Here is a 12,005-nt window from a genome sequence, read left to right as displayed (position 1 = left end):
CCGGAGAACCGGGGCCGATCCCAGCGGCGAGCCCCCGGAACACGGCGGCGCTCGATCCCGCGCGACACGACCAACACCTCAGGAGAACGAGACGATGCGAATCGCTCTCGCGACCGCGCTCGCCTTGATCCTGGCGACACCCGCGCTCGCCAACGACAACGCCGCGCTCTTCCTCGCCGATCACGCCGCCGCCCGGGCCGAGGCGGCCGTGGCCGATACCCCCGTGGCCGATACCCCCGTGGCCGAGACCGCCACGGCCGATACCGCCGCGACCGAGACCGCCGTGGCCGGCACCGACGAAGCGGCCGAGACGGCGCCCGTTCCCGCCCCCGTCACCGCGAGCCACCCGGCCAACGCCTTCTTCCTGGCCGACGCCGCGGCGCGCGCGGACGCGGCGCCGGCCGCGACGGCCGCCATCCCCGAGACCGCGCAGGTGGCCACCGCCGCCGCGACCCCCGCCGCCGCCGCCGGATCGGTCCAGGCCATGGTGACCGCCGCGGCGCTGCGCCACGGCATCGACCCGACGCTGGCCCACGCCATGGCGATGGTGGAGAGCGGCTACCGCTGCTCGGCGGTGGGCCGCGCCGGCGAACTCGGCGTCATGCAGGTGAAGCCCGCCACCGCCCGCTCGGTCGGCGTCACCGGGAACCTGCGCGACTGCGCCACCGGCATCGAGGCCGGCATGCGCTACCTGCGCGCGTCGATCGACCGGCACGGCGCCGGCTGCGGCGGCATCTCGGCCTACAACATGGGCATCCACCGCAAGGCGAGCTTCTGCAACGGCTACGGCCGCAAGGTCATGGCGCGGATGAGCCGCGTCGAGCTCGCCTCGCTCGACTGAGCGCGCGGGGGCCGGCGCCCCGCGCCCTTGCGGCGCGGCATCGCCCGTGGTCAGCATCGGGACGCGGCGCATCCCCCGCGCCGCGTCCCGATCGCACGAGACCCCGATGCCCGCCCCGCCCGCCATCACCCTCACCGGAGGCCCGCTCTCCTTCGAGACGCTGGTGCGCATCGGCTCGGGCGCGGCGGTGCCGCGGGCGGACGAGGACGCGCTGGCCCGCGTGCGCCGGGCGCGCGCCGTGATCGACCGCGCCATCGAGGCCGGCGAGCCGGTCTACGGCGCGACGACCGGCGTGGGCGCGATGAAGGACGTGACCTGGTCGCAGGACGCGCTCGACACGTTCAGCGCGGGCCTGGTGCGCGCCCACCATTTCGGCACCGGCGCGCCGTTCCCGCTGTCGACCGTGCGCAACGCGATCACGATCCGCATCAACACGGCGCTGACCGGGCGCGTGGGCTGCTCGACGGAGCTGGTCGCGGCCTACGTCGCGCTGCTCGAGCACGACGTCGTCCCCGTCGTGCGCCGCACGGGCTCGATCGGCTGCGCCGACATCGGGCTGATGGGCCAGATCGGCGCCATGCTCACCGGCGTCGGCGAGGCGATCTGGCGGGAGAAGCGCCTGCCGGCGGCGGTGGCGCTCGAGCAGGCGGGGCTCTCGCCGATCCGGCTGATGCCGCGCGATTCGCTCGCCGCGATCTCGGTGAACGCCATCGGCCACGCCGCGGCGGCGGAGGCGACCCGCGCCGCCGCGCACACGATGCGCATCATGCTCGCCACGGGCCTCGCCACGGCCGGTGCGCTGGGCGCCTCGCGCGCACCGTGGAAGGCGGTGGCGCACGTCGGCACCGAGCGCGAGGCCACCGTCGGCGCCTGGCTCTACGAGAACGCGCGGGGCTGGGACTGGCCGCACGCCACCCACGTCCAGGATCCGCTCAGCTTGCGCATGATGGCGCAGGTCTTCGGCACGCTGTTCCAGAGCCTCCTCGTCTGCGCGGAGAAGGTGCTCGCCGCCACCGGCCGTACCGACGACAACCCGGTCGTCATCGACGGCGAGGTGCTCACCTCCGGCGGCTCGCTGCCGCTCGACGTGACGCTGTTCATGGAGACGCTGCAGGTCGCGCTCTGCCACGCGGCGCGCAATTCCTTCAACCGGTGCGTGCTCCTGGGCAACGGCGTGCGGCGCGACCTGCCGGTGAACCTCGTCGTGCCCGGCACGATCGCCACGGGCTTCGGCCCGGTGATCAAGCTCGCGGGCGAGCTGTTCACGCGGATCCTGTCCATGTCGAACCCGGTCTCCGCCCAGCCGCTCGTCGTCGCCGGCGGGCTCGAGGACGAGGCGGCGTTCCTGCCGCTCGTCAACGAGCGCGTCGATCGCCAGGTCCGGGCCCTGCGCCGCATGGCCGCGCTCGAGGGGCTGCTCGCCGCGCAGGCGATGGACATCCTCGGCGACGGACCCCGCGGCGTCGCCGGCTTCGTCTACGATCTCGTGCGCCGCCACGCCGCCTTCTACGACGTCGACCGCCCGCTCTCGGCGGAGGTGGAGGCGATCGAGGGCGATCTCGCCTCCGAAAACGTGCTGGGGGAGTTGATATCCCTGGCACCCCTGCCAGAATTGGACGACCTCTTCGCTCTGCGCCCGATCCGATAGCCGCGCTCGAGCGTTCCCCGACAGCGCCGGCACGACGTCGGCCCCCCGAGACTCGAAGGGAGAAGCGCATGCGTCCCGTCCTCACCACCCTCGTCGCCGCCGGCATCCTGGCGGGCGGCGCGGCCCACGCCCAGGTCGTCGTGTCCTCCAAGATCGACACCGAAGGCGGGGTGCTCGGCAACATCGTCCTCCAGGCCCTCGACGCGGCCGGGGTCGCGACCACCGACCGCATCCAGCTCGGCGGCACGCCGATCGTGCGCGAGGCGATCACGGCGGGCGAGATCGACATCTATCCCGAGTATACGGGCAACGCCGCGTTCTTCTTCAACGAGGCGGATTCCGACGTCTGGAAGGATTTCGACGCCGGCTGGGCGCGCGCCGCCGAACTCGACCGAGAGGCCAACGACATCGTCTGGCTCCAGCCGGCGCCGGCGAACAACACCTGGGCCATCGCGGTGCGATCCGACCTCGCCGAGGCGAACGGCCTCGCCACGATGAGCGATTTCGCGCAATACGTCTCCGGCGGCGGCGAGGTGATCCTCGCGGCCTCCGCCGAGTTCGTGAACTCGCCCGCGGCGCTGCCGGCCTTCCAGGAGACCTACGGCTTCACCCTCTCCCCCGACCAGCTGATCACGCTCTCGGGCGGCGACACCGCGGCGACGATCGCGGCGGCCGCCCGCCGGACCTCGGGCGCCAACGCGGCCATGGTCTACGGCACCGACGGCGGCATCGAGCCCTCCGGCCTCGTGGTGATGGAGGACGACATGGGCGTGCAGCCGGTCTACGCGCCGGCCCCGCTGGTGCGGGCCTCCGTGCTGGAGGACTACCCGCAGATTCCCGAGATCCTGAACCCGATCTTCGAGTCGCTCACCCTGGAGACGCTCCAGGCGCTCAACGCCCGCGTCCAGGTCGGCGGCGAGGCCGCGAGCGGCGTGGCGCGGGATTATCTCACGCGCGAGGGGTTCGTGCAGTGAGGTGAAGGGCGCGCGCGCCAGGTTCCCTTCTCCACGAGGGAGAGGGGAGAGCGTCGCGCACTTCATCGATGGCTGCGTGAGCCTTCGGTCCGATGGGAGAACCCCTGCATGCCGACACGCTACCGTGACGACCCCGAGGCGGCGCCGAGCCTGCGCGCCCGGGATCGCGCCCGGGCGATGCGCAAGCAAGCGACGGAGGCCGAGAAGCGGCTCTGGTGGCATCTGCGCCACCGCATCCCCTTAAAGGGCTCATCTTTCCGGCGGCAGGTGCCGCTCGGGCGCTCCTTCGTCGACTTCTGCTGCCTGAAGGCGCGGCTCGTCGTCGAGGTCGACGGCGCCACGCACGGGACCGACGAAGAGATCGCCTACGACGCGGCTCGCACGCGCTTCCTCGAGGGGCAGGACTTCCAGGTCGTCAGGTTCACGAATACCGACGTGATGACCGCCATCGACGACGTGCTGGCGGCCATCCACGCCAGGCTCACCGAGCGCTGCCCGGAGCTGCTGCCATGAGGGGCACCCGGTATATGGAATGCTCGACGGGTTCCCCTCTCCCTCGTGGAGAGGGGCTAGGGGTGTGGGGCGTGCAGGATTGTCGCCGACGCCGATGGAGGCGTCCTGCATCACCGAAGCGCGTAATCGCCGGGCCCCGCACCCCCGACCCCTCTCCACGAGGGAGAGGGGAGACCGTCGCGGCCTTCATCTGGCGTCATCGATCGCCGATGACGGGGGACTGATCGGCATGGCCCAGGGCATCTCCACCGCCGCGGCGCCGGCGCGCCTCGCCCTCGACAAGCTCGGCGTCCTCCTCGCCGCGATCGTCGCCACGGGCGCGCTGGCGCTGCCCTTCGCGACCTTCCGCGCGAACCGGATCGTGCTGGGCGAGCCGCGGGGCATCCTCGATTCGCTCGAGCCGGCGCTCGCCTGGACTCTCCTCGGCCTCCTCGCCGCGGCGGGGCTCGTGGCGCTCGTGCGCACGCCGGTGCGGCTGCGGCTCGCGGCCGGGCTCCTCGCGCTCGTCGCGCTCCTCCTCGCCATCGGCCGGGCGGGGACGTTCCTCACGCCGGAGGGGAACGGGTTCGCGCGGGTCTCGCCGGGCTCGGGCTTCTGGCTCCTGCTCTTCGCCTTCGCGCTGATGGTGACCGACGCGCTCTCCCGGCTCGCGCTCTCGCCGGCCAGGCGTCTCGCCGGCCTCGCCGCCACCGCGGCGGTGCTGGCGGCGATCCTCGTCTGCGGCCTGTGGGACGACCTCTCGATGCTGCGCGAGTACGCCACCCGCGCGGACGCCTTCTGGCGGGAGGCGCGCACGCACGTCGTCCTCGCCTTCGGCTCGCTCGCGCTGGCGACGCTGACGGGCGTGCCGATCGGCATCGCCTGCACCCGCTCGGCGCGCCTGCGCGGGCCGGTGCTCAACGTCCTCAACATCGTCCAGACCATCCCCTCGATCGCCCTCTTCGGCCTGCTCATCGCGCCGATGGCCTGGATCGCGGCGACCATCCCCGGTGCCTCGGCGATCGGCATCGCCGGCATCGGCGCGGCGCCGGCGCTGGTGGCGCTGTACGCCTACTCGCTGCTGCCGGTCGTCTCGAACACGGTGGTGGGCCTCGACGGCGTGCCGCGTCAGACGGTCGACGCGGCGCGGGGCATGGGCATGACCGGCCGCCAGCGCCTCCTGCGCGTCGAGCTGCCCCTCGCCTTCCCGGTGATCCTGACGGGCATCCGCATCGTGCTCGTCCAGAACATCGGGCTCGCCACAATCGCGGCGCTGATCGGCGGGGGCGGCTTCGGCGTCTTCGTCTTCCAGGGCATCGGGCAGACGGCGATGGACCTCGTCCTGCTCGGCGCCGTCCCCACCGTCGTGCTCGCGGTCGCCGCCGCGATCGTGCTCGACGCCCTCGTCGAGATGAGCGAGCGCCCGGGCGTCCGGGAGGCGCGCGGATGATCGAGATCGACGCCGTCACCAAGGTCTACGGCGAAGCCACCGTGGTCGACGCCGTCTCCATGACGGTGCCGTCCGGCACGATCGCGGTGATCGTCGGCACCTCGGGGTCCGGCAAGACGACCCTGATGCGCACCATCAACCGCCTGGTCGAGCCGACCTCCGGCGCCGTGCGCATCGACGGGGAGGACAACCGCGCGCTCCCCGCCTACGAGCTTCGCCGGCGCATCGGCTACGCCATCCAGGGCCACGGGCTGTTCCCGCACCGCACGGTGGCGCAGAACATCGGCACGGTCCCGAGCCTGCTCGGCTGGGACGAGAAGCGCATCGCGCGCCGGGTCGACGATCTGCTGGAGCTGTTCCAGCTCGACCCGGCCGCCTTCCGCGAGCGCATGCCGCACGAGCTCTCGGGCGGGCAGCAGCAGCGCATCGGCGTCGCCCGCGCGCTCGCGGCGGAGCCGAACATCCTCCTGATGGACGAACCCTTCGGCGCCCTCGACCCGATCATCCGCGCAAAGGCGCAGGACGACCTCCTCGCCATCCAGGCGCGGTTCGGCACCACGATCGTCCTCGTCACCCACGACATGGAGGAGGCGATCCGGCTCGGGCACCGCATCGCGGTGATGGACGCGGGGGCGCTCCTGCAATACGCCGAGCCGGCCGACATCATCGCGCGGCCGGCGACGGCCTTCGTGAAGGAGCTGATCGGCGCGCCCGAGCGGCCGTTCCGGCTGCTCTCGCTCGTGCGGGTGGGCGATCTCGCCGAGCCCGGGGACGCGCCGGGCGCGCCGCTCGACGCGGGCCTGTCGGCGCGCGACGCGCTGGCGGAGCTGCTCTGGTCCGGCCGCGTGGCGGCGCCCGTCGCGCGCGACGGGACGATCGTGGGACGGGTGCGCCGCGACGCGCTGGAGCAGCGCGCCGCGAGGCCGTCATGAGGGCGGGCCTCCTCCTGCGGGGCGCGACCTTCGTCGTGCTCCTCGCCTTCCTGGTGGCGCCCGAAGCCTTCGCGCCGCTCTTCGCGCCGCTGACGGAGCGCGGCGCGCCGCCGATCTACCTGCAAGCGGACATGCTGACGCTCGCCGGCAACCACCTCGCCCTCGTCTTCGCCGCGGTCCTCGCCGCGACGATCGTGGCGGTGGGCCTCGCCATCGTGGTGACGCGGCCGTTCGGCACGGAATTCCTGCCCCTCTCGCGCTCGATCGCCAATATCGGCCAGACCTTCCCGCCGATCGCCGTGCTCGCGCTCGCGGTCCCCGCGCTCGGCTTCGGCGCGGCGCCGACCTTCGTCGCGCTGTTCCTCTACGGCCTCCTGCCGATCTTCGAGAACGCGCTCACCGGGCTCGGCGGCATCCAGCCCACGGTGCGCGAGGCCGCCGACGGCATGGGCATGACGGAGCGCCAGCGCCTCCTGCGGGTGGAGCTGCCGCTCGCGTTCCCCGTCATCCTCGCCGGCATCCGCCTCTCCACCGTCATCGCGCTGGCCACCGCCACGATCGGCTCGACGGTCGCGGCCTCGACGCTGGGCGAGGTGATCATCGCCGGCTTGCTGACGAACAACGTCGCCTTCATCCTCCAGGGCGGGCTGGTCGTGGGGGCGCTGGCGGTGCTGATCTACGACGCGTTCGTGTGGACGGAGCGCCGGCTGGCGCGCAGGATGGGGCGGTAGTGGTGAGGGCGATGTGGCCGATCAAGGACCGCGCCGCGCTCCCCTCTCCCTCGTGGAGAGGGGCTGGGGGTGTGGGGCGTTCAGGATTTTCGCCGACGCGGATGGAGGCGCCCGGCATCAGCGTCTCGCTCAACATCGACGCCCCCCACCCCCGGCCCCTCTCCGAAAGCAGTGACCCTTGGGAGAGGGGACACCCGCCCGCCCTGCACAGTCCGTCGCGCATCGTCTCGAACCGGAGCTGACACGTCATGTCCGACTTCGACCTCGTCCTCTCCGGCATCGTGGTCCTGCCCGATCGCATCCTCTCGCCGGGCTGGGTGGCCGTGCAGGGCGAGACGATCGCCGCCGTGGGGGAGGGCGTCGCGCCGGCGGCGCGGGAGAGGCACGATCTCGGGCGGGCGCTGATCCTGCCCGGCGCCATCGACGCGCAGACGCATTCGCTCTCGCAGAAGGGCCAGGAGGGCTTCGCCTGGTCGACGCGCTCGGCGGCCGCGGGGGGCGTCACCACGCTCGTCGACATGCCCTACGACGAGGGCGCGGTGGTCGACAACGCCGCGCAGGTGGCGGCGAAGGCGCGGGACGCGGAGCGCGAGGCGCGGGTCGATTTCGCGCTCTACGGCACGATCGACCCCGCCGAAGGCGTCGCCCGCATCCCCGAGCAGGTCGAGGCGGGCGTGTGCGCCTTCAAGTTCTCGACCTTCGGCACGCACCCCACGCGCTTCCCGCGCATCCCGCCGCCGCTGCTGGCGGAGTGCTTCGCCGCCGTGGCGAAGACCGGTCTCACGGCGGGCGTGCACAACGAGGACGACGAGTCGGTGCGCGCCGGCATCGCCCGCACCAAGGCGGCCGGCATCACGGACTGGCGCGCCCACGGGCTCTCGCGCCCGCCGCTGACCGAGCTCCTCGCCATGGCGCAGATCTACGAGACCGGTGCGGCCACCGGGTGCCCGGCGCACGTGGTGCACTGCTCGCTCGCCCGCGGCTACGATCTCGCGGCGAGCTACCGCGCGCAAGGCTTCGCGGCCACCGCCGAGTGCCTGATCCACTATCTCGTCCTGGCCGAGGAGGAGGACATGCCCCGCCTCGGCGGGCGCGGCAAGGCGAACCCGCCGATCCGCTCCGCCGCCGAGCGCGAGGGGCTCTGGCGGCAGGTGGCGGCGGGGAACGTCTGGCTCGTCTCCACCGACCACGTCTCCTGGTCGCTCGATCGCAAGACGCACGAGAACATGTTCGACAACGCGTCCGGCGTGCCCGGGCTCGAGGCGCTGGTGCCGGCCTTCGTCGCCGGCGCGCTGGCGCGCGGCGTGCCGCTCGGCTGGGCGGCGCGGCTGATGGCGCAGAACCCGGCGCGGCACTTCCGCATCGACCGGGTCAAGGGCGCGTTGACGCCGGGGCGCGACGCCGACATCTGCGTGCTCACCCCCGAGCCGATCGTCTTCGACGCATCGAAGAGCGGCCACAACGTGATCGGCTGGTCGCCCTACGACGGGCTGACCTTCCCCTGGCGCGTGGCGGCGACGTGGTCGCGCGGCACGCGGGTCTTCGACGGCACGCACGTCGCCGAGCCCGGCCGCGGGCGCTTCGTGCGCCCGCCCCTCACCCACATCCTCGCAGACCAGAGCGCATGAAGCCGAACCTCCCCGTCGATCCCGCCCGCATCGCCGCCGACATCGACGGCCTCGCCGCCCTCACCGAGCCGGACCGCCCCTGGACGCGCCGTGCCTTCGGGCCGATGTTCCTCGAAGGGCGCGCCTTCCTGGAGGCGCGCATGCGCGAGGCCGGGCTCGAGACCCGCATCGACGCCGCCGGCAACCTCCTCGGCCGCCGCGCCGGCGCGAAGCCCGGCCTCGGCGTCATCATGGTCGGCTCGCATTCGGACACGGTCCCCTCCGGCGGGCGCTTCGACGGGATCGCCGGCGTCGCCGCCGGGCTCGAGGTGGCCCGCGCGCTCGCGGCGGCGGGGGTGACGCTCGACCACGATCTCGAGGTCGTCGACTTCCTCGGCGAGGAGGTCACCGTCTTCGGCGTCTCCTGCGTCGGCTCGCGCGGCATGGCGGGGCTCGTGCCCGAGGCGTGGCTCGCGCGCCGCGACGCCGACGGGCGCGCCTTGCCCGAGGGCCTCGCCATGGTCGGCGGCGATGCCGCCCGGCTCGGCGAGGCGGTGCGGGCGGACGTGAAGGCCTTCCTGGAGCTGCACATCGAGCAGGGTCCGGTGCTCGAGGCGGAGCGCGTCGACATCGGCGTCGTCTCGGCCATCGCCGGCATCACGCGGCTCGAGATCGTGGTCGAGGGCCGCGCCGACCACGCCGGCACGACGCCGATGGGGTCGCGCGCCGACGCCCTCGTCGCCGCCGCGCGGATCGTCGAGGACGTGCGCGCGCTCGCCCGCGGCCTCGCCGCGGGGCCGGAGCACTTCGCGGCCACCGTGGGCGAGTTCGCGATCGAGCCCGGGGCGGCCAACATCGTGCCCTCGCGGGCGCGCATGCTGATCGACGCGCGCGCCGAGAACCGGGCGACGATGGAGATGTTCTGCACCCGCGTCGCCGGCATCGCCGCGGAGGCGGCGGCGGCGGAGGGCGTCGCCATCGCGGCGCCGACGCGGGTCTCGGACGCGATGCCGACGCGCCTCGACCCGCTCGTGACCGAGACGCTCGGCGCCGCCTGCGACGCGGTCGGCGCCTCGCGCCGCCCGATGGCATCCGGCGCCGGGCACGACACCGGCTGGATGGCACGCATAGCGAAGGCGGGAATGATCTTCGTCCCCTGCGCCGGCGGGCGCTCGCACGCGCCGGAGGAATCGGCCGAGATCGCCGACATCGCGCTCGGCGCCGCCGTTCTCACCGAGGCGGTGATCCGCCTCGATAGAAGCCTCCAGGAGGGCTGACGCCATGGGACGCATTCTCGGCGAGAAGGACGTCGAGGCCGCCGTGAAGGGCGGCTCGGTCTACGCCGCCGGCGGCGGCGGATGGGCCGATCACGGCCGGATGCTGGGCCATGCCGCGGTCTCGATCGGCAAGCCCGAGCTCGTCTCCATCGACGAGCTCGACGCCGACGCCTGGGTGGCCACCGCCGCCGCCATCGGCGCACCGGCCTCGACCACGCCCTGGGAGATGCGCGGCGTCGACTACGTCAAGGCGGTCCAGCTCCTGCAGGAGGCGCTCGGCGCGCCGATCGCGGGGCTGATCGTCGGCCAGAACGGCCGCTCCTCGACCCTCAACGCCTGGCTCCCCTCCGCCATCCTCGGCACCAAGGTGGTGGACGCCGTGGGCGACGTGCGCGCGCACCCGACCGGAGACATGGGCTCGATCGGGCTCGCAGGGAGCCCCGAGCCGATGATCCAGACGGCGGTGGGCGGCAACCGCACCGAGAACCGCTACATCGAGCTCGTCGTGCGCGGGGCCACCGCCAAGGTCTCGCCGATCCTGCGCACGGCCGCCGATCAGTCGGGCGGCTTCATCGCGTCCGCCCGCAACCCCGTGCGGGCGTCCTACGTACGCGCCAAGGCGGCGCTCGGCGGGATCTCGCTCGCGCTGAGGCTGGGGGAGGCGATCATCGCCGCCGAGCGCAAGGGCGGCACGGCCGTGATCGACGCCATCGTCGAGACGACCAAGGGCGCGCTCATCGCGCGCGGCGCGATCACGCGAAAGGCGGTGACCTACACGAGCGAGGCCTTCGACATCGGCACCGTCACCGTCGGCGCCGGGGACGACGCGCGCGTGCTCCACGTGATGAACGAGTACATGGCGGTCGAGGACATGGGCGGCACGCGCCTCGCGACGTTCCCCGACGTGATCACCACCCTCGACCCTACGGGCGAGCCGCTCTCGGTGGGGCAGCTCCGGGAGGGCATGGAGGTCGTCGTGCTGCGGGTGCCCAAGAGCGTCATCCCGCTGGCGTCGAGCGTGCTCGACCCGTCGGTCTACCCCGCCGTGGAGAAGGCGATGGGGATCGCCGTCGCGTCCTATGCGCTCGACGGGCGGTGAGGCGGCGGGAGGCGGGGCGCCGTCACGCCGTCTCCGCCAGCAGCCACTCCCGGAAGGCGGCGACCGCCGGCAGCGCCGCCTTCTCCTCCGGATAGACCAGCCAATAGGCCTCCCGCGAGCGGGACGGCCGGTCGAAGGGGATCACCAGCACGCCGGCGCGCAGCTCGTCCTCGACGAGGAAGCGCGGCACGATGGCGAGGCCGAGCCCGGCGACCGCCGCCTGCGCCACCATGGCGAATTGCTCGAAGCGCGGGCCCGGTGTCGCCCGCGCCGGGTCGAGCCCCGCTTCGCCGAGCCATTGCTCCCAGGCGCGCGGGCGCGTCGCCTGCTGGAGGAGCGGCACGCGCAGCACGTCGGCGGGCTCGACGAGGCGGTGGCGCGAGACGAGCGCCGGGCTCGCCACCGGCACGATCTCCTCCCCCATCAGCCGGTGCAGCTTCGCGCCGGGCCAGATCGGCTCGCCGAAATGGATCGCGGCGTCGTGGCCCTCGCGGGCGAAGTCGAAGGGGCGCACGCGGGTGGCGAAGTTGATGGTGACGCCGGGATGCGCCTCGGTGAAGCGCGGCAGGCGCGGGATCAGCCAGCGCGTGCCGAAGGTCGGCAGGATGGCGAGGTCGAGCACGCCGCCGGCGCCGCGGAAGGCCATCACGTTGAGCGTCGCCGCCGAGAGCCCGCGCAGCGCCCCACGCACCTCCGCGGCGTAGGCCGCGCCGGCGGCGGTGAGCGTCACGCGCTGGCGCACGCGCTCGAACAGCTTGACCCCGATCTGCGCCTCCAGCCCCGCCACCTGCCGGCTCACCGCGCCCTGCGTCAGCGCCAGCTCCTCCGCCGCGCGGGTGAAGCTGAGATGGCGCGCCGCCGCCTCGAAGGCCGCGAGCGCCCCGAGCGAGGGCAGGTGCGAGGCGAGATGCGGGCGGGTGGCGGTGACGGTCTCGGTCATGCGTGTTCCTCATG

At 73.6% G+C, this 12,005-nt stretch carries 11 protein-coding genes; 10 read left to right on the top strand and 1 reads right to left on the bottom strand.

The annotated features are described in order from the left end of the window. Positions 1-94 precede the first annotated feature (94 nt). From AB9M23_RS08180 to ertC, 10 genes are all read left to right on the top strand, one after another. Positions 95-841 (top strand): lytic transglycosylase domain-containing protein, encoded by a 747-nt coding sequence (locus tag AB9M23_RS08180; protein ID WP_372424031.1) that lies wholly within the window; start codon positions 95-97, stop codon positions 839-841. Positions 842-947: 106 nt separating this feature from the next. Then, complete coding sequence (locus AB9M23_RS08175) at positions 948-2,489, top strand: aromatic amino acid lyase (RefSeq protein ID WP_372424030.1); 1,542 nt, start codon at positions 948-950, stop codon at positions 2,487-2,489. 68 nt (positions 2,490-2,557) lie between these two features. Then, a complete protein-coding gene (osmF, locus tag AB9M23_RS08170) occupies positions 2,558-3,463 on the top strand; it encodes a glycine betaine ABC transporter substrate-binding protein OsmF (RefSeq protein WP_372424029.1) in 906 nt (301 codons plus the stop codon). Positions 3,464-3,571: 108 nt separating this feature from the next. Further along, complete coding sequence (locus tag AB9M23_RS08165; RefSeq protein ID WP_372424028.1) at positions 3,572-3,976, top strand: endonuclease domain-containing protein; 405 nt, start codon at positions 3,572-3,574, stop codon at positions 3,974-3,976. Between the two features lie 229 nt (positions 3,977-4,205). Beyond that, positions 4,206-5,405: an ABC transporter permease gene (locus AB9M23_RS08160; protein WP_372424027.1), complete on the top strand. Its 1,200-nt coding sequence runs from the start codon at positions 4,206-4,208 to the stop codon at positions 5,403-5,405. Continuing rightward, complete coding sequence (locus tag AB9M23_RS08155; RefSeq protein ID WP_372424026.1) at positions 5,402-6,337, top strand: ABC transporter ATP-binding protein; 936 nt, start codon at positions 5,402-5,404, stop codon at positions 6,335-6,337. Before AB9M23_RS08160 ends, AB9M23_RS08155 begins: the two co-directional genes overlap by 4 nt. Further along, positions 6,334-7,068 (top strand): ABC transporter permease, encoded by a 735-nt coding sequence (locus AB9M23_RS08150; RefSeq protein WP_372424025.1) that lies wholly within the window; start codon positions 6,334-6,336, stop codon positions 7,066-7,068. The genes AB9M23_RS08155 and AB9M23_RS08150 overlap by 4 nt, the downstream gene beginning before the upstream one ends. A 248-nt stretch (positions 7,069-7,316) precedes the next feature. Next, positions 7,317-8,696: a hydantoin-5-propionate amidohydrolase gene (gene ertD, locus AB9M23_RS08145; protein WP_372424023.1), complete on the top strand. Its 1,380-nt coding sequence runs from the start codon at positions 7,317-7,319 to the stop codon at positions 8,694-8,696. After that, positions 8,693-9,952, top strand: a complete 1,260-nt coding sequence (locus AB9M23_RS08140; RefSeq protein WP_372424022.1) for a Zn-dependent hydrolase — start codon at positions 8,693-8,695, stop codon at positions 9,950-9,952. Before ertD ends, AB9M23_RS08140 begins: the two co-directional genes overlap by 4 nt. A gap of 4 nt (positions 9,953-9,956) precedes the next feature. After that, positions 9,957-11,051 (top strand): thiohydantoin desulfurase, encoded by a 1,095-nt coding sequence (gene ertC / locus AB9M23_RS08135; protein ID WP_372424021.1) that lies wholly within the window; start codon positions 9,957-9,959, stop codon positions 11,049-11,051. A gap of 22 nt (positions 11,052-11,073) precedes the next feature. Here the strand turns inward: ertC and AB9M23_RS08130 are convergent, their stop codons facing one another. Beyond that, on the bottom strand, positions 11,074-11,991 hold the full coding sequence (locus AB9M23_RS08130; RefSeq protein WP_372424020.1) for a LysR family transcriptional regulator: 918 nt from the start codon (positions 11,989-11,991) through the stop codon (positions 11,074-11,076). Positions 11,992-12,005: the final 14 nt, after the last annotated feature.

The organism is Salinarimonas chemoclinalis (assembly GCF_041514305.1).
GTDB lineage: Bacteria > Pseudomonadota > Alphaproteobacteria > Rhizobiales > Beijerinckiaceae > Salinarimonas > Salinarimonas chemoclinalis.
The sequence above is the reverse complement of the archived record's forward strand: the minus strand, read 5'-3'. Positions and strand labels throughout refer to the sequence as shown.

Excerpts from the sequence above, each read along its gene's own strand:
- ertC (WP_372424021.1), top strand. The coding sequence starts at position 9,957 with ATGGGACGCATTCTCGGCGAGAAGGACGTCGAGGCCGCCGTGAAGGGC.
- AB9M23_RS08130 (WP_372424020.1), bottom strand. The coding sequence starts at position 11,991 with ATGACCGAGACCGTCACCGCCACCCGCCCGCATCTCGCCTCGCACCTG.
- AB9M23_RS08175 (WP_372424030.1), top strand. The coding sequence starts at position 948 with ATGCCCGCCCCGCCCGCCATCACCCTCACCGGAGGCCCGCTCTCCTTC.
- AB9M23_RS08165 (WP_372424028.1), top strand. The coding sequence starts at position 3,572 with ATGCCGACACGCTACCGTGACGACCCCGAGGCGGCGCCGAGCCTGCGC.
- AB9M23_RS08155 (WP_372424026.1), top strand. The coding sequence starts at position 5,402 with ATGATCGAGATCGACGCCGTCACCAAGGTCTACGGCGAAGCCACCGTG.
- AB9M23_RS08180 (WP_372424031.1), top strand. The coding sequence starts at position 95 with ATGCGAATCGCTCTCGCGACCGCGCTCGCCTTGATCCTGGCGACACCC.
- AB9M23_RS08160 (WP_372424027.1), top strand. The coding sequence starts at position 4,206 with ATGGCCCAGGGCATCTCCACCGCCGCGGCGCCGGCGCGCCTCGCCCTC.
- AB9M23_RS08150 (WP_372424025.1), top strand. The coding sequence starts at position 6,334 with ATGAGGGCGGGCCTCCTCCTGCGGGGCGCGACCTTCGTCGTGCTCCTC.
- osmF (WP_372424029.1), top strand. The coding sequence starts at position 2,558 with ATGCGTCCCGTCCTCACCACCCTCGTCGCCGCCGGCATCCTGGCGGGC.
- AB9M23_RS08140 (WP_372424022.1), top strand. The coding sequence starts at position 8,693 with ATGAAGCCGAACCTCCCCGTCGATCCCGCCCGCATCGCCGCCGACATC.
- ertD (WP_372424023.1), top strand. The coding sequence starts at position 7,317 with ATGTCCGACTTCGACCTCGTCCTCTCCGGCATCGTGGTCCTGCCCGAT.